Origin of the sequence: Denitrificimonas caeni DSM 24390, assembly GCF_000421765.1 — a bacterium.
GTDB classification, from domain to species: domain Bacteria; phylum Pseudomonadota; class Gammaproteobacteria; order Pseudomonadales; family Pseudomonadaceae; genus Denitrificimonas; species Denitrificimonas caeni.
Genome location: NZ_ATXQ01000001.1, coordinates 54,478 through 76,405 on the forward strand (window position 1 = coordinate 54,478; position 21,928 = coordinate 76,405).

Genomic DNA, 21,928 nt, shown 5'->3' on the forward strand with positions numbered 1-21,928 from the left:
AAATTCTTAATGCGCTTATCAATAATTAAAATAAAATTAAAATAGTTTTTATATACCAAGGCATCGCCTTAGCAATTCCATCCGTAATCCGGTACTCAGGCGCATAGCCAAGTTTACTCGCAGCCTTACTAATATCTGCTTGTGAATGGCGCACATCACCGGCGCGGAAATCACGGTAAACAGGCTTACGGGTATACGGCTTGCCGTTTTCAGCTAACGCCGACTGCAAGGCATGGAACAAATCGTTCAGCGTAGTGCGATCACCCACCGCCACGTTATAGACTTCGTTCTTCGCCTCATCAGGCGCCGTGGCAGCCAGTAAATTCATTTGTACTGTATTTTCAATAAAACAAAAATCACGGCTGGTTTCACCATCACCATTGATAAACAGCTCATCGCCTTGAATCATTGCTGCCGTCCACTTTGGAATCACTGCAGCGTAGGCACCATTAGGGTCTTGGCGTTTTCCAAAGACATTAAAATAGCGCAAACCAATGCAGTTAAAACCATAGGTTTTCGCGAATACATCGGCGTACAGTTCATTCACATACTTAGTCACCGCATAAGGTGATAAGGGCTTGCCAATGTTTTCTTCAACCTTAGGTAAAGCAGGGTGATCACCATAAGTAGAGCTGCTCGCAGCATAGGTAAAGCTTTTGACCTGTGCATCACGTGCAGCAACAAGCATATTCACAAAGCCAGTAATGTTGGCTGCATTAGTGGTGATCGGGTCAGCAATCGAGCGCGGAACCGAACCTAAAGCTGCCTGATGCAGCACATAATCCACATCCATACAGGCTTTTTGACAATCCTCTAAATTACGGATGTCACCTTCAATAAACGTAAAGCCTGCCCACTGCTCCGGCGTGACCAATCCTTGAACTTCATCAAGATTGTATTGATGCCCAGTCGCAAAGTTATCAAGGCCAATCACACGCTGATTGAGCTTTAATAAGTGCTCAAGCAAATTCGATCCAATAAAGCCAGCCACACCAGTTACAAGCCAAACTTTAGGCTCGCGGGTCAGACGTTTTAATAATGTGTCGTAAACAGTCATGTACTCAACCCAACCAGTGGGCCTCCTTGTTGGGTGTTATAATCTCAAATCACTTTCTTCAGCAGGCAGCAAGTACTTCAAGTCATATAAAATATGCTCTGACTTACCTAACGCGCGAATCTCGGCAGCGCCCATCTCTTTAAATTGCTGATGACCAACCGCTAAAATAATCGCATCATAGGTCGCAGCCTCAAGCTGACTGATTGGTGTGATTGCGTACTCACGCTGAGCTTCTTCTACAGCAACCCATGGGTCAAACACATCTGCTTGCACACCGTAATCTTTTAACTCAGTCACAATATCGACAATGCGAGTATTGCGTAGGTCGGGGCAGTTTTCTTTAAAGGCTAAGCCCATCACCAACACGCGTGCGCCTTGCACTTGAATACGCTTTTTCATCATGGCTTTAACCAACTGCGACACCACGTACTGCCCCATGCTGTCGTTAATACGACGACCAGCAAGAATGATCTCTGGGTGATAGCCAATCGATTGCGCTTTATGCGTGAGGTAGTAAGGATCAACACCAATACAGTGCCCGCCCACTAAACCTGGACGGAACGGCAAGAAGTTCCACTTAGTACCGGCAGCTTCCAGAACGGCTTCAGTATCAATACCCATCTTATTAAAAATCAGCGCAAGCTCATTAATTAAAGCAATGTTCACATCACGCTGCGTATTTTCAATCACCTTAGCCGCTTCAGCCACTCGAATGCTTTTGGCCTTATGTGTGCCCACAGTGATGATCTCGTTGTACAGCGCATCGACAATATCGGCAATTTCTGGCGTTGAACCTGCCGTGACTTTTTTGATATTGGTCACACGGTGTTCTTTATCACCAGGATTAATACGCTCTGGGCTGTAGCCCGCATAAAAATCTTGGTTAAAGACCAAACCCGATACCCGCTCAAGTACGGGGACACAGTCTTCTTCTGTAGCGCCGGGATACACAGTCGACTCGTAAATAACGATGTCGCCTTTTTTTAACACCTTGCCAATAGTTTCTGAGGCTTTAATCAAAGGCGTTAAATCTGGGCGTTTAAACTCATCGATAGGCGTTGGCACAGTAACAATAAAAACATTACAGTTTTTTAAATCGTCTAGATTCGAGGTGTAGCTAAGTTGTGCTGCTTGAGCTAGCTCCTCGTCACTCACTTCTAAGGTACTGTCATGTCCAGCTTGCAGTGCTGCAATACGAGGTTGGTTAATATCAAAGCCAACAACTGAACGCTGTTTACCAAACTCTACAGCAAGAGGAAGGCCTACGTAGCCAAGACCGATTACGGCTAGTTTTATTTCTGAGAGTGCTTTCATAGGTGTTCCTTCTGTTTAACTATTCCAAACGTCATGATATTTATTAATCATGGTTTCGATACTGAAATGTTCTAAAATTCTATTACGTGCTTGGTTTTGCAGTTCTAACCACTGTAAAGAGTCTTGTTTTAGCGTAAGTGCCTGTGTAATAGCTGAAGCTAACTGACGACTATCCTGCGCTGGCACAACCCAGCCTGCTTCACCCACAATTAAAGCTGCATCACCGACATCAGTGCTTACACAAGGTGTTCCACACGCCATAGCCTCGGCAATAACGTTTGGAAACGCTTCACTGGAAGAACTTAAAATATGCAGATCTAACGCATTCATAATGGCTGGAATATCGTTACGCTGCTCAAGCAAGACGATATGTGACTGCAACCCTTGCTTTTCAATTTCGCTTATCAATTCGTTATTCGTCGCACTTAAGTCTTTACCCACTAAAAGGCATTTAAAATTAAATTGATGTTTGAGTTGAGACAAGGCTGCCAGAAGGTTGGTGTGATCTTTTAGCGGGTCGTACCTGCCCACCATGCCAAGCAAGACAACATTTTCGTTTAGCATTAATGCATTTCTGGTATCAAGCGCAAGCTGGCTATTAGGGGTGAACTTATCCAACTCATAACCATTACCAATCACCACCATTTTCTTGCGTTGATAGCCCTTTTTTGCATGCACTTCTAAGGCTTTATTAGCGCAACAAATAATCTGTTTTGGTATGAAAGGACTGATCCAAGCACAAAGCTTAGCTATAAGAATAGTGCTGCGTTTAGATTTGCCTTTTTCAAGAACCGAATGGCGAATATTCCAAAATATATTTTTGATGCCGGCTAAACGTGCTATAACGCCACCGATTAAATCAGCGTGATACATCCAAGTTTGAACTACATCAGGCTTAGTGGATTTTAATAAGTTGTATAGTTGTCGCAAACCAGAAAAAGTGACTCGCCCTTGAGGCATATTTAGGCAATATACTTTGACACCTTCGCTTTGCAGCAAAGGCCCATACTTCCCCATACCCATTAGTGAAATTACGCTGTGCTTGTACTTCTTATCTCGTTTACATAAACGATAAAGAACGCCCTCAGCGCCACCGTTATTAAGGCCGGTAATAATATGAACAATATGCATTACTGGACTTCTAGCCAAGCTTGAAACATTAATACGCCCCATAACTTCAGAGCATGATCGCGCTTACCCTGTAAGTGCTGATGCCAAGTTTGACGTACCATTTGCACATTAAAATAACCGTCATTACGCAATCTGGTTTCTGAGAGCAACGTTTCAGCCCACTCTTTTAATGGACCACGCAGCCATTGCGCCAATGGAATAGAAAATCCTTTTTTCGGCCGCTCAATTAGATGCTTAGGCACATGTCTGTAGAGCACTTCACGCAGTACCCACTTACCTTTTCCGTCACGTATTTTCATCGTTAAGGGGAGCGTCCAAGCAAACTCAACCACACGATGATCTAGCATGGGTACACGTACTTCAAGGCTATTTGCCATAGCCGCCCTATCTACTTTTACTAAAATATCGTCGATCATATATTGGCTAGCATCCATCGCCATCATCCAATGCTCAAAGCAATCAGTATTCGGCTGCTGGCTAGGGATGTCGAATACAGTAGGATAGGGCTTAGCACCTAGGACTAGCTGTTCAGGCTGCTGCCAGTGAGTCATTAATATATGGTAAAACTCTGCACGGTCTTTGCTCGGCAATACATTTAAAAGCTTCAATAGTTTATCAGGCATAGGTAGCCCGCCAAGCAAACTGGCTACGGCTTTTCTTATTGAAAGCGGGAGCTTGCTAATAGCATTCCATATCTTAGGCGCAAATTGATAAGGTGTGTACCCCCCGAACAACTCATCCCCAGCATCACCACTTAGTGCCACAGTCACTTGCTGCTTAGCCATTTGATTAACTAAAAAAGTAGGGATTTGTGAGCTATCAGCAAAAGGTTCAGAGTAAATATGCGGTAACTTAGGCACTACTGCTAATGCATCTTTAGCACTGACGTAATACTCGGTATGGTTTGTTCCTAAATGCGCAGCAACTTCTTTGGCATACACGGCTTCGTTATAGCCTGGCTCATCAAACCCAATGGCAAAGGTTTGTACAGGACTTGAACTTTGCTTTTGCATTAAGGCCACAATAGTGCTGCTATCTATACCACCACTTAAAAAAGCCCCAAGTGATACATCAGCTAGCATTTGTCCTGCAACACTTTGATTTAATACGTTTTCTAACGCATCGACAGTCTGAACAACATCACCCTTAAAAGGGCTTGCGATCCCAGTTTCAACCACGTCTTTAAAAGACCAGTAAGACTCAGGTGAAACATCTGAGCGCTTTTGACCTTTTTTTATACGTACAAAATACCCAGCTTTTAATTTCTCTATCCCTTCATAAATACTATAAGGAGCAGGAATGCTGTTATAACGCATTAAGAGTGCAAGGGAGTTTCGATCTATAGCTGCATTAAAACCAGGATGAGCTTTAAGTGCCTTAAGCTCAGAACCAAAAAGTAGTACATCACCACACCAACCCCAGTAGAGCGGTTTTTCGCCAAGCCTATCACGTGCTAAAACTAATTCGTTTTCTTGTCTGTCCCATAAAGCAAAAGCAAACATACCCACTGTAGCTTGGAGCGTTTTCTTAAGCCCCCAAACGGCAATGCACTCTAATAAGGTTTCGGTATCCGAGTTTCCTCTCCACACAATCTTGCATACTTCTTTTTCGAGCTGTGTACGCAAATCCAAGTGGTTGTAAATTTCGCCATTGAAAGAAATAACAAATCGATTATTTGCGGAATGCATTGGCTGGGCACCAGCTTCAGATAACTCCAGAATGGACAGTCGAACATGAGCCAGACCAACACCACTATCCGCATCAAACCAAACATCATTAGCATCCGGTCCACGGTGTAGAAGAGAGTTAGCCATGACGTTTAAGGCTGACAAACCAACATCATTAGGCAAATAGAATTTTAAAATAAAACCAGAAAAACCGCACATAAATTAATATTTCATTCCTTTAAGAAGAGTATGCAAAAACAGTTCCACATATAAAAATAGAGAAAGAGAACGAGGAAATTTCTAAACCGACTGTTTGTTGTGATTCAATCAAACGTTTAGCACTAACGAAGAATCCTTTGCATTAATACTAATTACAAAATGCAACTTTTTAATTCATTCAAGAAAAATTAAAAAATCATTATCACATTATTAAATTATTAAATTATTAAGAACTATAAAGTAAACTCTAAATAAAAAAACGCCATTACGAACGAAGTGGAGCAATCTGATTGACTTTGCATGTCAATAATTCAGATATTACAGCGTCGCTCCTCACAGTTACGCAATTAATTAGTACTTCCTAAAATCTAAAAAAAAATCAGCACCACTCTTCAAGTACATCCAGCCACTTACCGACAACACTTTCTAAACTAAATTCTCGCTCTGCGATAGAACGTGCAGTCATACCAAACTGATAATTTAGGCTGTCGTTTTCGAGAAGTATTTTGATAGCTTCGTACCACTGATCTTCCGTTTCAGGGCCATAACCAAACTGACCAAAACCTAACACATCAACATTCATACCAACTGGCGACACAACTACAGGTATACCTGCAGACATATACTGGAGCATTTTGAAAGCGCACTTTCCTCTAGTCCACGGATCATCATCGAGTGGCATTAGACCTAACGTCCATGTTGGTAATTCATCAAACTCAATGTTTGGGTACCACTTAACAAAATTACAGACATTTCTTAGTTCAACTGGTATTGCCGATGAGTGGCTAGTAATAATTCTCAATTCAACATTATCGCCCATTTGTTTCAAAACAGAGCAAATAGCAGTGGTAATTGGCTTAAAGTATTTCAAGTTTCCAGGCGTACCTATCCACCCGATGATCTTTTTCTTTGGCTCCTCCAGCCGCCTAGGGTTAACCATCATTTTATTGACATCAACCCCAGTTGGTATTATTTTAATATTCGCATTGTATTTAGAGAAGTATTCAGCTAAATAGGCATTACCACAAACAACGCCAACACTAGATTTCGCAGCATTGATAGCAGCTAAACCTCGTTTATTTAGAAAAATTGCATCATCAACATCTAAAATAACTTTACCGGGCAAGAACCTTTCAACAGTGGGAATAGTAGATATCAACTCTCTCTGCAAGATAGTTATATCTGTTTTTTTTAATAAACTAAGATAAGTCAAACGTTCCAACAAAGCAGCGATTAGCCACACCGGCCGTTTGTGTTTTTCCATGGGAGGAAAACTGGATACTGCAGGTATAATTTCATTAATTAAAATACCATGTGCTTCAAATATGGACTTCAACACACCAATTCTGTACCAGCCAGACGGCGCAACGCCAGTGCTTGTAATTGCATTAACTATCAAGTTCACACCTTAACTTTGGAGGAGTACACGTTTAAGCTGATAATTTCTTTTATAAAAGAATAAACGCAAAAATATGCAGATTATTAAAACCTTTATAATCCAGTAAAAAGAATATCCTATTCCATCCTTAAAAACAGATAGCACGACAGCTGAGAACATGGCTGGATATACGACCAATGAAAACAACTGTTTTTCTTTCATCTTATGATAAGTAGCTGACAAAAATGCAGCATAAGCCCCAAACACCACTAAAAGACCTATATATCCATAGTGTGGAATTATTGAAAAATACATACTATAGACATTACCTGGGCGTAAATCCCCATAGTCAGCAAAGTCAGCATGTTGATGTAAAGGTTGACACATACCTAATTTTGATAAGATATGACAAGCCGAATTAGTGAAGTCCCAATTTGTTGCCACATCAATTTCATCCGTAAAGTATCTTGAAAACAATATAGGTCCTTGATAAAAATAATCGAAAATATGCTCTACCATAACCAAAAGAGTATCGCTGACCGTCTGCTCTTCCACGTCGAACTTTTTGACCCATATTCCGCCAAAAAATATAATACAGAATAGAAGTAAAACGGGTATTGCCAAGTAGCGAATTTTCAGTTTATCGGAAAAAACTGCAAAGATAACTAGCCAACCCAGAATTAATGAAACCAAACCAGATCGTCCATAGACGATAAGACTGATAGCAACAAAGGGGGCTACAAGTATAATAAAATTCAGCGGATTAATTTTCTTATTAAGAACACCAAAGAGAAAGATATTGGCCAAAACACCTATTAATACAAAAAAATTGCTAACCAACGGATTCAAAATATCCTCACCAGAAAGCGAAGCTCTTCTAATACTGTAAGAAATTTCAGTCATATTAGAACCGTAATTAAGTATATTAATAATGGCCAGTGGATAAGAAATTATGGCTATCACGACCCACAGCACCAAAAGATGACTAAAGTTCAGCTTATCTGCCGACCCTACAGTCGAGTAAGCACCTACTCTAATAGGCTGAGCCAGACCCCATGAAGTCAAAATAGCTATAAAAGCAAACCAGACTGTTCCCATAACATAAAGCAGTACCGCTTCAACTGCCAAGTGATAAAAGCCTAGTAGCGGAAGGAATGCCAACACAACGAGTGCTGCGCCCCATGTTAAAAGCATCGCAGTTGCTGGAGCAAAAACTGTTTTTTCATAAGCTCTGGAAAAAACAGCACCTATCAATAAGGTACATCCAGCGAGCAAAGACAGCAATGCCAGGTGCCAATCAAAGAACATTATCTATACCTTTCATAGCTTTAGCATTCTTAAGCAGGGTTACTAAATCATCTCGCATAAAAACAAATACACAAGCACCAAATACAACAACACCAATAAAAATCTTTAGAATAAGCGAAAATATTAAACCAAAATCACTGTTCAACAAACTAACAGCTATCATCATGATCATGCTTGACAAGCTTACTTTAAAAGCAAAAACCCAAGGAAAAACAGGAAATTTAAACACCTTTTTCGATAGAATAACTGTCAATATTAAATAGAAAAAATAAGCGATCAAAGTTGCATAAGCAGCACCAATAATACCTATTTTCAAAATAAGAAAATAGTTTAGAAAGCAATTAAGTAGCGCAGCAAGCAATGGCGGTATAGTTTGTAACCAAGTCGTCTTGGTGATTTGAAAGGCATAATCAAAGTAATAAGATTTGATCGTAGACAACAACACCGACAACGCTAGGATAGGAATCAATGATATTGATGCGAGAGAGAAAGCTCCTCCTAGAAAAATCTCGGAGATTTCCTCTTTCACGGCCACGAACCCTAACGTAACAGGAAGCATAATAAACAAAAGAATCCGAATTGAAATCGACAGTAACTCTCTTACTGCCTCTTCCCCCTCATTCTCATATGCTTTTAGAATTATCGGGAACGCTGCAAGATGCACAATTGAAGCAATGATGGCTATGGTGTATTGAGTCAGGTCATAGCCTGCAGAATATAAACCGACCGAATCGCTGCCCAGCATTACGTCAATAAAAACCCTGTCTGAAAAGCTAATGATCATTACGAACAAGTACAGCAGGGTTAGCGGCGCACCGTAGATCCACAATTGTTTCAAAACTGTAAAGTCGAAACTATCCCAGTTCGGCTTTACCCATAAGCTAAGAGCAGGTAATGAGGCGAACAGAGTTGCAATAGCCAAACTGGCTAACAAACTATACACGCCGTAATCAGCTAACAAGCAGACTGTACCGACCACCAAGAACAATATATTTTTAAGTGCGAGAGATACTCCGTATGCTTTGGGTTTTAGGTTGGCATTGATCAGCTTCTGACTCAACAAGGCAAAAAATAAAACAAAAAATAAAACAACAAAGAAGTAATAATTAATTGACAATGGCGGTAAAATATTGAAAAAACCCAGCCCCCCAGTTAAGACCGCAACCGCAATACTTAGCAACAATGCGCTTGCTATAACTGTAGAGTGAAGCTGCATTTTTTCTGTAACGGTGTTTGCTGCTGGTTCAAATCGTCCAAGACCAATGACGAGGAAGTTTCCGAGTATTGCCACTAAGGTTGTTGCTAGATTAACCGTCAAGGAATACTCACCAAACTGATCTGGCGACATGAGCCTAGTGAATACCATCAATGCAGCCATAGATGCCATAGCAGGGAAGAACTTGACGATGGTGTAACTCAGTGTATGTCGGAGTATCAAACTTTCGGCGCTCCTTTACACATAATAGTCTGCTGAAGCAAAGGGAATTCCTTGCTCGTCTTTAGGAGAGGTTAAGGGAGGGTCTCCCTTAACCAGCGGCCAACAGATATCCAAGTCTTTATCCGCCCAATGAATAGAACGTTCGTATTGAGGTGCATATGTATCTGTACATTTATACTGAAAGTCAGCTGTGTCACTGATTACCAAAAAGCCATGGGCAAACCCCGGTGGCACCCACAGCATTCGATTGTTATCTTCTGAAAGGTATTCGCCCACCCATTGACCAAAAGTTGGCGAGTTACTGCGCAGATCTACGGCTACGTCGAACACTTCGCCACGGGTTACCCGCACTAATTTACCTTGAGGCTGTTTGATCTGGTAATGGAGACCCCGCAAAGTGTTTTTAACTGAACGACTGTGATTATCCTGTACAAAATTCGCACTTATACCAGCATCTTGGAAGGATTTAGCGTTCCATGTTTCCATGAAAAAACCACGCTCGTCACCGAACACTTTAGGTTCAATGAGCTTTACGGCGGGAATCTTAGTTTCAATAATTTTCATAAAATTGGTTTACTTCGTTGTTTGACCAGTTTTTTCAGGTAAATACCGTAGCTATTCTTTTGGAGCATCTCAGCTTCTGCTAAGAGTTCCTCTTCGCCGATGTAGCCCATGCGGTAAGCAATTTCCTCTAGACAGGCAATCTTAAGACCTTGGCGTTTCTCTAGTGTTTCTATAAAGCCTGATGCCTCATGCAAAGAATCGAAAGTTCCAGTATCCAGCCAAGCGAAGCCACGGCCAAGCAGTTCGACTTTCAGATCACCCCGCTCGAGATAAGCCTGATTTACACTGGTAATTTCCAACTCTCCACGATGACTGGGCTTAACTTGCTTGGCGATCTCAACTACATCATTATCGTAAAAATATAGGCCGGTTACTGCGTAATTAGATTTTGGTTTAACCGGTTTTTCTTCAATGGAAATAGCGCGTTGATTATCGTCAAACTCAACGACACCAAAACGTTCTGGGTCAGTAACTTGATAGCCAAATACAGTTGCACCTTTCTCTCGTTTAGCTGCTGTTTGCAACAACTTACTAAGGCCTTGACCGTAGTAAATATTGTCACCAAGCACCAGACAAACGCTGTCAGAGCCGATAAAATCTTCGCCAATAATGAAAGCTTGCGCCAAACCTTCTGGACTTGGTTGTATTGCATAAGTTAACTCAATACCCCACTGGCTACCGTCAGCAAGCAATCGCTGGAAGCCTTGCTGGTCCTCAGGAGTAGTTATTATAAGTATTTCGCGAATACCCGCCAACATAAGTACAGAGAGCGGATAATAAATCATCGGCTTGTCATAAACAGGAAGTAACTGCTTCGATATGCCGCGAGTAATTGGGTAAAGGCGAGTGCCAGAGCCTCCGGCAAGGATTATTCCTTTCATTTACTGTTCCAGATATTCATTTAACGTTAGCTCTAATTGGTTTTGCCAATTAGGAAGCTGAATGTTGAGAGCTTGTTGCAACTTGGTTAGATCCATCCTTGAGTTCAACGGACGTATTGCCAACGTTGGATAGTCGCTGGTTTGAATGGAGTTAACTTTTATACTTTTGCCAGCTAAACGAAAAATTTCTTTAGCGAAGCCATACCAACTGATTTGACCTGCTGGAGCTAAGTGGTAAAGACCGGTTTTTAGTTTACTATGGATGGCCAGTGCAGTAATTTGAGCGATGAGTCTTGCTGGTGTTGGTGCCCCAAACTGGTCTGATATTATATTAAGCTCCGATTTACTTTCAGCCAAATGCAGCATAGTTTTCATAAAGTTTTTACCACGAGCACTATAGACCCAACTAGTGCGAAAGATCAGATAATCAGACCCACTATACTGAATAGCCTCATCACCTTGTAGTTTAGTTTCACCGTATACGTTCAATGGTGCTGTTGGACTGTTTTCTTGCCATGGAATTATACCGGCACCTGAGTAAACATAATCACTACTATAGTGAACCAAACGAATGTTGTTTACAGCAGCGTATTTGGCTAGCTGCTCTGGCAGATCTGCGTTTAAGCGTTTTGCTTCTGCTTGCTGAGTTTCCGCTGCATCTACAGCAGTCCAAGCTGCAGCGTTTACTATGATATTTGGTCGAACTTGCGCTAGGTAGTCAGATACCTCTTGAGCGTTTGCTAGGTCGAGCTCTGCTCTGGCTGGAGCAACTATGCGGCCGAAAGGCGAAAGTGTTCGTTGTAACTCGAAGCCCAACTGGCCGGTTTTTCCCAAGAGAAGAATGTTCATAGTACTTTCCCTAAGCGCTCGCGCTGATACGAGCCATCTTGTACGTTTTTGCACCATTGTTGATTATCTAAGTACCACTGCACGGTTTTACGGATGCCGGACTCAAATGTCTCTATGGGCTGCCAGTTCAGTTCTTTAGCGATTTTGCTGGCGTCGATGGCGTAGCGGCGGTCGTGGCCAGGTCTGTCACTGACGTGAATTATTAATGATGAATGCTTAACTATTAATGGATTACCGCGCTCAGACATTGGGGCGAGTTCATCTAAAATAGTGCAGATGGTTTGTACTACTTCTAGATTGGTTTTTTCGTTGTGGCCACCAATGTTGTAGGTTTCGCCGACTTTGCCTTCGGTGACAACTTTGTATAAAGCGCGAGCGTGATCTTCTACATAGAGCCAGTCGCGGATTTGGTCGCCTTTGCCGTAAATAGGTAAGGGTTTGCCTTCTAGGGCATTAAGTATCACTAACGGGATGAGTTTTTCCGGGAAGTGATATGGACCGTAGTTGTTGGAGCAGTTGGTAATTAGAGTTGGGAAGCCGTAGGTGCGCAGCCATGCTCGGACTAAGTGGTCGCTCGATGCTTTGGAGGCAGAGTAAGGGGAGCTTGGGGCGTAAGATGTCTGTTCGGTGAATAAAGGCAGTACGTCACTGCGAGGCTGTAAGTTGTGGCAGTCCATGGATTGCTTCGCTGCGCTCGCAATGACAGGTGTCTCACTCGCAATAACGGGAGAAGCGCTCTCAATGGTAGGGGCTACGCTCGAAACGATGGGCTCGTCATTTGGATGTGGAAGATCACCGTACACTTCATCGGTGCTGATGTGATGGAAGCGAAATGCTTGCTTGCGTTCGCTGTTTAACTCATTCCAGTACGCTCGAGCGGCTTCTAATAAAGTGTAAGTGCCGACGATATTGGTTTCAATAAACTCTGCCGGACCATCAATGGAGCGATCGACATGGCTTTCAGCAGCGAGATGCATGACGGCATCAGGCTGGTGCTCTTTGAATACACGATCGAGTTCTGCGCGATTGCAAATATCCACTTGCTCGAAGGCGTAGCGCTCGCTATTGCTGACTTCGAGCAATGACTCAAGATTACCCGCGTAAGTGAGCTTATCAAGATTAACGACGCTGTCTCGGGTGTTTTCGATGATGTGGCGAATGACCGCAGAACCAATAAAGCCTGCACCGCCAGTTACTAGAATTTTCATTTCAATCACTATTAGATTTGCTTTGGCGCGCATATTAGGCGCGGCCAATGGGGTTGTTTGTTATTGGCTGGATATTGTCTCTGCGAGGCCGTTAGGCCGTGGCAGTCTATGTTTGTAACACCGCATGGTTTTTGTAAAACTCTGTGGTTTGCGAGGTGGATTGCCACGTCGCTGCGCGACTCGCAATGACGGTGTGTGCCTTGCAATGAAGGCGTTTAGGCACGCTACCGCCCATGGGTTATGGCTCCCAACGTGCCGTGTTGCTTTTCAAATGTGCCGCGTGTGCGGTGGTGCTTGCTTTCGCGGGCATGCCCGCTCATACGGGACGGGTGTTGCCTGCGCTACTTTCGCGGGCGTGGCCCGCTCCTACGGGATGAGATGATGCTATTCACTACGCAGCGCGGTTTCTTCTATTTCTATGCGTTGTTGATTGCCGAGCATATCTAAAAATATTAAACAGCGCTCTTCACCTTTAGGCATGTTGTATATGGCCTGTAGCCCGGCAAAGGGGCCTTCGGTGATTTTTACTTTTTCGCCTGCGCTAAAGGTGGGCTGTGCTGCGTGTTGATTTTCACTGTTTTGCTCTAGCGCTAAAATTGTTGTCATGACTTCGCTTGGGACTGTGGCAGGCATGCCACCAAATCGAACAAAGCTATTGACCCCTCGAGTGCTACGTAGTGCATTAAAATTAGCCGTACTGCTGTCGAGCTGGATAAAAATGTAATTTGGAAATAAAGGTTCGATGCACTCTACGCGTTTGCCTTGGACTATTTTCTGCCGTTTTATTTGCGGTAAACAGGTTGTATAGCCTTGGTTTTCTATATTCAGGCGCGCACGCTCTTCTTGCTTTCCTTTGCAATGCAGTAAATACCAAGCTTCCATAGCCTCTTATCCTGTTTTCTTGTGTCGTCCCCAAGGAGACGACTTAGCAATAAACTATATCGCGTTTTTACGCTTGCGGATCATGCTACGGATTAGTGCAGCGAACACGCCTAGCATGCCACCTAATACAATACCTACCGCTACAATTAAGGATTTTTTAGGTTTAATTGGTGCTGTTGGCTCAACCGCGGACTGATCTAGACGCACTAAATTCAGCTTATCCATATTCACTTGCAGACTTTTTAAACGTGAAATTTCTTTACGATTTTCCGCAAGCTCAGCTAAGAACAGGTCTTCGTTTTCACGGGCCTGCAGTACTTCAATCTGACGATTGTGCTCAAGCAGTCTCAGTGCAGTATTGATTTCCACAATACGACCGCTAGTAAAATCATCGCTTTCACGTGCAACCAACGATGCTCTTTCAGCGCTCAATGCGTCAGTACCCATAAAATACAGTGGATTTTGCTGGCTGTTCACCTCAGTGCGAATAACGCTGCCTGATGTGCGAGTTTCATTGGCTAATGAGGATGGTGTAGCAGGTTTTTTAATGCCTAAGGATTTAGCAATGGCAATGGCTTCGTCCAGTTGCATAATGCGGTTTTGACGGCGCACTTTAAGTTCTTCGCGCAGCGCTGCTAACTCATCAAGTAATTTGGCCTTCTTCAACACATCTTTTTCAGTAAGTTTAGCAATTTGTGCTTCTTTGCTTGCCTCATAGCCAGCACGTGCGTTGCTGATTTTACGACGCAAACGCTCTAACTGGTTATTGATAACTACTTCTAAACTGGCAGCAATGCGTTCTTTTTCTAAATTGACCGCATGCTCAACAAAACCATTAGCAATTTTTGCACCATCCACGCCTTTCGGATATTGCAATTGAATACCAACGTAATGGGCGAAACTTTCATCTTTTTTGGCGTCGGTTTTTAAAATCTTGATGTATTCACGATTGATGCGCTCAAAGTTTTGCTCTACGCTTTTACCAGGTGATATTAGCGGCTCAAATAACTCTTGATTAGCTTTAAAATAGCCCAGGCGTGTTTCGTAGGACTCAAGACTCGCCCCCACTTGCACCAGAGCCTCTGCTGGACTGAGATCATAAATACCTGTGCCATTAAGCTCGTCTAAGTCTTTGATTGGCGCAGGCTTAACGATGCTTTGCACTTGATAAATAGGTGTTGCAGCAAGCGCATAGATCAACGCTAACACCGTGACTACTGCAGCGATAATGACAATAAGAATTTTTTCTTGCCAGATCGACTGAAATAGCTCAAAAAGATCAATTTCATCTGCATCAGGAGCAGTATTATAAGGCGTGTGCGGCACGGGGGTATTTGAACTCACAAAGGCTCCTTGGTTGCTTTTCTGCATTTATGGACGTTCTGGCTTCGCCCAATATGATACGTCCTTGATCACCAAAATGTGAACGGGTCGTATATTAAGCGCTAGCAAGCTTTTTTGCTAGCTTTAGTGTGGTTATTAGACAAGCTGTCAGTTCATTCTGTTGCATGGTATTTAAACAAAAAATATTGCTTATTTATTTCTGCAGCTTATAGAGTGCAGCGGGATTGCACCCGCCACAGCAAAATCACTTAACGCAACTGCGGCCCATTAAAGCCTGCCCAAATTGCCATACGCTCAGCAACGCTGGCACCGAACTTCTTGGCAAAACGATCAAAGGGTGACTCTTGCAAGGTGAAATCAACAATCTCTTTTGCGCCGATCACTTCACGTGCCACAAAGCTGCTGCTGCCTAAGGCATCAATTAAACCCAACTGCAGCGCTTGCTCGCCTGACCAAATCAGGCCAGAAAATAATTCAGGATGCTCGGCATCTTTTAAACGATCACCACGGCCTTGTTTGACGCTGGCGATAAACTGCTTATGCGTTGTTTGCAGCACTTCTTTCCAAAACGCAGTTTCTTCACTGTTTTGTGGCTGAAAGGGATCAAGAAAAGCTTTGTGCTCGCCGGATGTGTACAAACGACGATCAACACCTAGCTTCTCCATGGTGCCAACAAAGCCAAAACCGGCCGCTGTCACGCCAATGGAACCCACCAAGCTGGATTTATCGGCATAAATCTCATCTGCAGCGCTGGCAATATAGTAAGCACCCGATGCACCAAGATCACTGATCACGGCATACACTTTAATATCAGGATATAGAGCGCGCAGGCGGCGAATCTCATCGTAGATGTAACCCGATTGCACCGGGCTACCACCTGGGCTGTTAATGCGCAGCACCACACCTTTGGTGTTTTTATCTTCAAACGCAGCACGTAAAGCACTGACTATATTATCGGCGCTGGCACTTTCTTGATCAGCGATCATGCCGCGCACTTCAATCAGCGCAGTATGTGCGCCGGTACTCACGCCTTTACCGCCACTCATCAAAGGTGAGAATAATGCCAAGGCACCAAACAAATAAGTGAAGGTTAAAATTTTAAAAAAGATACCCCAGCGACGTGTGCGACGCTGTTCGGTGACGCTCGACAACACGGCTTTTTCAAGCAATTTCCATGTTTTGCTATCGACGTTGGTGTCAGTCATGTAAAGCTCCTTTGAGCAATGTATTGGGCTGTTGTTGCAGCCAAGTGGTCAGTTCGTAAAAATCATCAATGGCTAAAATCGGTTGTTCTTGATGCAACACGCTAAGCGGCTGCGCACCATAACTCACGGCAACACTCGGCACATTGGCATTTTTAGCCATGCGTAAATCAAATGGTGAATCGCCGACCATAATAGCCTGCTCTGGGGTTGCTGCGCAGTATTTGAGGATTTCATGCAGCATCAGAGGGTCAGGCTTGCTACGAGTTTCATCAGCGCAGCGAGTAATATCAAAAAAATCGACCATATTGTGCCCGCTCAGCACGCGATGCAGACCACGGCGGCTTTTCCCAGTAGCCACTGCAAGTTTATAACCAGCGCTGCGATAGTGTTCAAGCGCATCCAGCACACCAGAATAAAAAGGTGACGGCTCTTCTTCTAACAGCAAGTATTTCTCACTGTAAGCATGGATATAGCGCTGTTTAAGATCGGCATCGTCTGCTGCAGGGTATAGCACATCGTAGGCTTGCGGCATCGCTAAACCAATAATGGCGCGCACTTCTTCATCAGTGCAGCGCGGTACCGCGCATATATCTGAAGCCATGTGCATCGCTTCAACAATGCGCTTGATTGAGTCCACCAGAGTGCCATCCCAATCAAAAATCAACACACGAAGCTTATCCACCCTTTCCTCCTCAAGATAAAAATTCTACGCAAGCAACAGCCTACGGCACTCACCAGTCGTAGGCGCGCCCTGCTCATACCAAAGTGCTTTACTCTGCGAATTCCGTGGAGGCTTACGCAACTACCGCAGTATAAAAAGGCACTCCAACCCGCTCGATATGCTCAACAAGCCCGGTATTATCAATTTTATGTAGCAAAGATAAGTCAACTGACCAAGGCAGCAGTAGATCATCAATCTGGTTCTCAATGATTAATAATGTTGACAGATCTAACGATTCACCTTGTATGGTTAGGTCGATATCAGAGCCTGGCCGGTAATTACCCTTGGCACGTGAGCCATATAAAATGACGGCCTTAATGTTTGGATATCGCCTAAAGACTGCACACAGTTGCTCTACAGCGTAAGCAGGTAAACCATAGCGTTCAGGCATTACAACTGCTCCGCTCGCGTCTGCATATCTGTTGCAAACTGAGCAAATAACTTATGGTAGCTCTGTAGTATTTTTTCGGTAATCTCATTAGCAACTGATTCATTGTAAGTGTGAGCTGATTGATTGCGACTTTTAATCATTTCCATCCAACCCTCACCATCGGCAATCAATCCATTTTTAAACGCTGTACGAATGGCGTCTCTTGAGCCAGTAATAGCTGGATTGCCTTGATACAAGAAGTAGTCTTTCATCACATTCCATGCCAATTCAAAGACAAATTCAAACACCTGAATCAATCCTTGTTTTTCCAAATCACTGAGCTCGCGTGTTGCAGCCAATTCAACCGCGCTCGTGAGTCGCAACCGCGCTCTTTCGTAGTTAGCTAAACGCTGCACCCAACGAATATCTTCATGACTCATAGCTCACCTCATTAAGAAAATGCTGAATTAATAAAAACGTCATTGTAAGGAGCGGACCTACACGGTAATCCACCTGCAGCTCAACCATGGACTGCCACAGCCTACGGCTTTGCAGAGACGGCACTCCCATCATTGAGTAATTCTGCTATCACCGCTTGCCATTCTTCACCTGGCTCAGCATGGATCGCTAAAACCTCACCATCAGGCAGCGTAACTTTTAGATCACTGGCGTGCAGAAATAAACGTTTTCCACCGATATCACGGATTTCTTTACTGAAGTCTTCATCGCCATATTTACTGTCGCCAGCAATGGCATGGCCTGCATACAAAGCATGCACACGGATCTGGTGAGTACGACCGGTAATTGGGCTGGCCTCCACTAAAGTGGCGAACTCACCAAAACGACGCAGCACTTTAAACAGGGTCAGTGCTTCTTTGCCTTCTGGATTAACCTCCACCATGCGCTCGCCAGAACGCACGTTACTTTTTTGCAAAGGCGCATCAACGCGTTTACGCGATGCCGGCCAGCTACCACGTACCAACGCCATATAACGTTTATCAACACCATCATTGCGTAGCGCTTCATGCAAATGACGGAGCATGCTGCGCTTTTTCGCGATCATCAATAAACCAGAGGTATCGCGGTCGAGTCGATGTACGAGCTCAATTTCTTTACAGTGCGGACGCATTTGCCGGAAAGCTTCAATCACTCCGTAAGTCAAACCACTGCCGCCATGCACAGCGATGCCGGCCGGTTTATTCAGAATAATCAAGCCTTTATCTTCGTGCACAATCGCCGCTTCTAAGCGCTCAAGCAAACCTTTAGCCAACGGCACGGGCTCGTCTGCTGCAGTCATCCGCAGCGGCGGCACCCGTACCAAATCGCCTTCTTTAATTCGATAATCCGGTTTAATCCGACCTTTATTGACCCGCACTTCGCCTTTACGCAGCAGGCGATAGATCATGGTTTTCGGCACACCTTTAAGGCGCGTCAATAAAAAGTTATCAATACGCTGCCCTTCAAAGCCTGGCGCGACCTCAAGTATTTGTACACCGGTGCCGATTTGCGAGTCTGAACTGGTCATAAAACCTTAATACTTAACTATATAAAGCGTTCAATAATAGGCTATTTTGCACACAATTTCTTTGCTGAGACGTTTATAGGGGTAGAGGCTAAACCTACAGCAATTAAATACGCTTGCGTCGCTCCGAGCGCTGCACTCGCAGTTGCTCTTCATCCACTTCAGCGAGCACTTCACAAACATATTCGATGTGCTGATTGGATAGCTGCCGCGCCAGTTCGGCATCGCCTGCTTTGATAGCGTGATAGAGACTGCGGTGTTGCTCAATCAACATCGCGCGAGTTTCACTACGTTGCGTGTACATACCGCCAATATTGGTGATGACGTTGCCGCGCAACAAATCAAACAAACCACGAATGGTATGCAGCAGCACAACATTATGACTGGCTTCGGCGATGGCTAAATGAAAACGCGCATCGGCTAAGCCTTCTTCAGTGCGGCAATTTTCTGCAGAGCCGTCATAGCATGCTTCTAACTGCGCAAAAGCTGCATCTAAGCGTTCGTGGTCTGCTGGCGTGGCACGCAGCGCTGCGTAATACGCGCAAGCGCCTTCTAAGGTATGACGAAATTCGAGCAAATCTTTTTGCGCATCATGCTTTTCTGCGAGCAAGCCAAGCAGTGGATCACTAAAAGTTGTGCCCACTTCTTTACTGACGTAATTACCGCCTCCTTGGCGACTGACCAATAAGCCCTTCGCCACCATTTTCTGAATGGCTTCACGCAGTGAAGGACGCGACACGCCAAACTGCTCAGCAAGCTTGCGCTCCGCAGGCAAACGTTCGCCAGCTTGCAGCACGCCTTCCAAAATCATGGTTTCCAGTTGTTCGACAATCTCATCCGACAAACGGCGCTGCTGTATATGTGCAAAGCTCATCGCTCTCTTCTTACCTAATTAGAACAGCTGATTAAAGGCTACAAGGCTACCACAAGCACTCATTTTCCGCAGTCTATACCACGCTGCAGCAGCGCCTCTTATCGATAGCGCCCAACTAAAGTATCAGACAAAATAATTGACAGATGACGGCTCGCGTATTTTACTTAAAAACACAAACTGTAAACTGGTATGACCAATTTATAAAAACAACAGTATCATAGGGCCTAACCATGTCAAATATATCTACCTTGGTTTTTCATCTTGTAAGTTGCGCAGAGCAGCTATTGGAGTTGCATTATGTCGCCTAGCTTACTGGCTTTATTAGCCTTTGCGCCGATCTTACTCGCCGCTATATTATTGATTGGTTTACGCTGGCCGGCTAAGCATGCAATGCCGTTAGTCTTTGCCATGACTGCAACAATTGCGTTGTTCTTTTGGGAGATGAGCTTTAACCGAATTCTAGCTTCAACCCTGCAAGGACTGGTGGTTACCGCAGGCATACTGTGGATTATTTTTGGTGCGATTCTACTGCTCAACACCCTAAAGCATTCGGGTGGAATCCAAGCGATTCGTGCCGGCTTTATGACCATCAGCCCAGACCGCCGTGTGCAAGCCATTATCATTGCTTGGTTATTCGGTTGCTTTATTGAAGGAGCATCAGGCTTTGGTACGCCAGCAGCGATTGTCGCACCGCTATTGGTCGCGATCGGTTTTCCTGCAATGGCCGCCGTTATGCTCGGCATGTTGGTGCAAAGTACGCCGGTATCTTTCGGAGCAGTCGGCACACCGATTATAATTGGTATTACTAGTGGTTTAGATAGCGAAGCAGTCGGGGCACAACTCTTAGCCAATGGTTCGGACTGGGCAAGTTTTTTACAGTTAATCACCAATCAAGTGGCGATTGTGCATGCCATCGTCGGTACTGTTATTCCATTGATAATGGTTTTAATGCTCACGCGCTTCTTTGGTAAAGAAAAAAGCTGGAAAGCCGCTTTTGAAATTATTCCATTCGCATTATTTGCCGGTGTCGCTTTCACTATTCCCTATGCAGCAACCGGTATCTTATTAGGCCCAGAGTTCCCTTCTCTATTAGGTGGTCTAATCGGTTTAGCGATTGTTACCACTGCTGCGCGCTTTAATTTTCTTACGCCAAAAACCACCTGGGATTTTTCCCCTGCCAAAGAATGGCCAAGCGAGTGGTTAGGCTCGATTGAAATGAAACTGGATAACCTGACCAGCAAGCCAATGAGCAGCTGGTTAGCTTGGCTTCCCTACGTTTTAGTTGGCTTACTATTGGTGATCAGCCGTGTTTTCCCAAGCGTCGGTAGCGCAATGAAATCGGTGGTAATAAAGTTTCCCAACATCCTTGGTGAAGCGGGAATCAACGCTGACTTTATGCCGCTGTACTTGCCGGGTGGAATCTTAGTGATTGTCGCTTGCAGTGCGTATTTTTTACACAGAATGCAATGGCAGCATTTTCGTGCGGCCTTAAGTGAGTCCAGCCGCGTTTTACTCGGTGCCGGCTTTGTTCTGCTATTCACCGTGCCGATGGTGCGCATCCTGATCAACTCAGGAGTCAATGCTGCAGATATTCCGAGCATGCCGATTGCCATGGCACGTTTTATTGCTGACAGCGTTGGCGGTATTTATCCTCTATTGGCGCCTAGTATTGGCGCTCTTGGAGCATTTATTGCCGGTTCAAACACTGTCAGTAATATGATGTTCAGCCAGTTCCAATTTGGCGTAGCGGAAAACCTCGGTATTTCCACCGCGATCATTGTTGCTGGCCAAGCCGTTGGCGCAGCCGCAGGCAACATGATTGCCATTCATAACGTGGTGGCTGCATCTGCTACTGTAGGTTTACTGGGGCAAGAAGGCTCAACCTTACGAAAAACCATTTGGCCGACCATGTACTACGTATTTTTTACCGGGCTGATTGTGTTATTTGCCGTCAATGTACTGGGGATCAGTGATCCGTTAATGCCTTAACACTCTA

Annotated in this window: 20 protein-coding genes; 1 reads left to right on the top strand and 19 read right to left on the bottom strand. The window is 44.2% G+C overall.

Translation table 11 applies throughout. The annotated features are described in order from the left end of the window. Window positions 1-25: 25 nt before the first annotated feature. The 19 genes from H591_RS0100235 to H591_RS0100330 all read right to left on the bottom strand — a co-directional run bounded on the left by H591_RS0100235 (window position 26) and on the right by H591_RS0100330 (window position 19,932). Window positions 26-1,057, bottom strand: a complete 1,032-nt coding sequence (locus H591_RS0100235; RefSeq protein ID WP_022964928.1) for an NAD-dependent epimerase/dehydratase family protein — start codon at window positions 1,055-1,057, stop codon at window positions 26-28. A 36-nt stretch (window positions 1,058-1,093) separates the two neighbouring features. Next, window positions 1,094-2,371: a Vi polysaccharide biosynthesis UDP-N-acetylglucosamine C-6 dehydrogenase TviB gene (gene tviB, locus H591_RS0100240; protein WP_022964929.1), complete on the bottom strand. Its 1,278-nt coding sequence runs from the start codon at window positions 2,369-2,371 to the stop codon at window positions 1,094-1,096. A gap of 15 nt (window positions 2,372-2,386) precedes the next feature. Continuing rightward, window positions 2,387-3,502: a glycosyltransferase family 4 protein gene (locus tag H591_RS0100245; protein WP_022964930.1), complete on the bottom strand. Its 1,116-nt coding sequence runs from the start codon at window positions 3,500-3,502 to the stop codon at window positions 2,387-2,389. Then, a complete protein-coding gene (gene asnB, locus H591_RS0100250; RefSeq protein ID WP_022964931.1) occupies window positions 3,502-5,388 on the bottom strand; it encodes an asparagine synthase (glutamine-hydrolyzing) in 1,887 nt (628 codons plus the stop codon). The genes H591_RS0100245 and asnB overlap by 1 nt, the downstream gene beginning before the upstream one ends. A gap of 379 nt (window positions 5,389-5,767) precedes the next feature. Beyond that, window positions 5,768-6,787 (bottom strand): glycosyltransferase family 4 protein, encoded by a 1,020-nt coding sequence (locus H591_RS0100255; protein WP_022964932.1) that lies wholly within the window; start codon window positions 6,785-6,787, stop codon window positions 5,768-5,770. A 9-nt stretch (window positions 6,788-6,796) separates the two neighbouring features. Continuing rightward, window positions 6,797-8,074, bottom strand: a complete 1,278-nt coding sequence (locus tag H591_RS0100260) for an O-antigen polymerase (protein ID WP_022964933.1) — start codon at window positions 8,072-8,074, stop codon at window positions 6,797-6,799. Further along, entirely contained in the window at window positions 8,064-9,512 is a 1,449-nt protein-coding gene (locus H591_RS0100265) for an oligosaccharide flippase family protein (protein ID WP_022964934.1), read from the bottom strand. Before H591_RS0100265 ends, H591_RS0100260 begins: the two co-directional genes overlap by 11 nt. Window positions 9,513-9,527: 15 nt before the next feature. Further along, window positions 9,528-10,076 (bottom strand): dTDP-4-dehydrorhamnose 3,5-epimerase, encoded by a 549-nt coding sequence (gene rfbC, locus H591_RS0100270; RefSeq protein ID WP_022964935.1) that lies wholly within the window; start codon window positions 10,074-10,076, stop codon window positions 9,528-9,530. Then, window positions 10,073-10,957 carry a glucose-1-phosphate thymidylyltransferase RfbA gene (gene rfbA / locus H591_RS0100275; RefSeq protein ID WP_022964936.1) on the bottom strand — a complete coding sequence of 295 codons (885 nt, stop codon included), beginning with the start codon at window positions 10,955-10,957 and terminating at the stop codon, window positions 10,073-10,075. The genes rfbC and rfbA overlap by 4 nt, the downstream gene beginning before the upstream one ends. Then, window positions 10,958-11,806, bottom strand: coding sequence for a dTDP-4-dehydrorhamnose reductase (gene rfbD, locus H591_RS0100280; protein ID WP_022964937.1), 849 nt, complete (start codon window positions 11,804-11,806; stop codon window positions 10,958-10,960). Further along, window positions 11,803-13,014, bottom strand: a complete 1,212-nt coding sequence (locus tag H591_RS0100285; protein ID WP_028244063.1) for a dTDP-glucose 4,6-dehydratase — start codon at window positions 13,012-13,014, stop codon at window positions 11,803-11,805. The genes rfbD and H591_RS0100285 overlap by 4 nt, the downstream gene beginning before the upstream one ends. A gap of 384 nt (window positions 13,015-13,398) precedes the next feature. Continuing rightward, window positions 13,399-13,896, bottom strand: coding sequence for a transcription/translation regulatory transformer protein RfaH (rfaH, locus tag H591_RS0100295; RefSeq protein ID WP_022964940.1), 498 nt, complete (start codon window positions 13,894-13,896; stop codon window positions 13,399-13,401). A gap of 54 nt (window positions 13,897-13,950) precedes the next feature. Continuing rightward, window positions 13,951-15,240 (bottom strand): LPS O-antigen chain length determinant protein WzzB, encoded by a 1,290-nt coding sequence (locus H591_RS0100300; protein ID WP_033420934.1) that lies wholly within the window; start codon window positions 15,238-15,240, stop codon window positions 13,951-13,953. A 248-nt stretch (window positions 15,241-15,488) separates the two neighbouring features. Beyond that, window positions 15,489-16,445: a S49 family peptidase gene (locus tag H591_RS0100305; RefSeq protein WP_022964942.1), complete on the bottom strand. Its 957-nt coding sequence runs from the start codon at window positions 16,443-16,445 to the stop codon at window positions 15,489-15,491. After that, window positions 16,438-17,127 carry an HAD-IA family hydrolase gene (locus H591_RS0100310; protein ID WP_022964943.1) on the bottom strand — a complete coding sequence of 230 codons (690 nt, stop codon included), beginning with the start codon at window positions 17,125-17,127 and terminating at the stop codon, window positions 16,438-16,440. Before H591_RS0100310 ends, H591_RS0100305 begins: the two co-directional genes overlap by 8 nt. Before the next feature lie 112 nt (window positions 17,128-17,239). Continuing rightward, window positions 17,240-17,557 carry a nucleotidyltransferase domain-containing protein gene (locus H591_RS0100315; RefSeq protein WP_022964944.1) on the bottom strand — a complete coding sequence of 106 codons (318 nt, stop codon included), beginning with the start codon at window positions 17,555-17,557 and terminating at the stop codon, window positions 17,240-17,242. Then, window positions 17,557-17,976: a nucleotidyltransferase substrate binding protein gene (locus H591_RS0100320; protein WP_022964945.1), complete on the bottom strand. Its 420-nt coding sequence runs from the start codon at window positions 17,974-17,976 to the stop codon at window positions 17,557-17,559. Before H591_RS0100320 ends, H591_RS0100315 begins: the two co-directional genes overlap by 1 nt. Before the next feature lie 101 nt (window positions 17,977-18,077). Then, entirely contained in the window at window positions 18,078-19,061 is a 984-nt protein-coding gene (gene rluC, locus H591_RS14520; protein ID WP_022964946.1) for a 23S rRNA pseudouridine(955/2504/2580) synthase RluC, read from the bottom strand. 103 nt (window positions 19,062-19,164) lie between these two features. Further along, window positions 19,165-19,932, bottom strand: a complete 768-nt coding sequence (locus H591_RS0100330) for an FCD domain-containing protein (RefSeq protein ID WP_022964947.1) — start codon at window positions 19,930-19,932, stop codon at window positions 19,165-19,167. 297 nt (window positions 19,933-20,229) lie between these two features. Between H591_RS0100330 and H591_RS0100335 the strand changes: the two genes are divergently transcribed. Continuing rightward, the gene (locus H591_RS0100335) at window positions 20,230-21,921 is read left to right on the top strand and encodes an L-lactate permease (protein ID WP_022964948.1); all 1,692 of its coding nucleotides are present in this window, start codon (window positions 20,230-20,232) and stop codon (window positions 21,919-21,921) included. The last annotated feature ends 7 nt before the right edge of the window (window positions 21,922-21,928 follow it).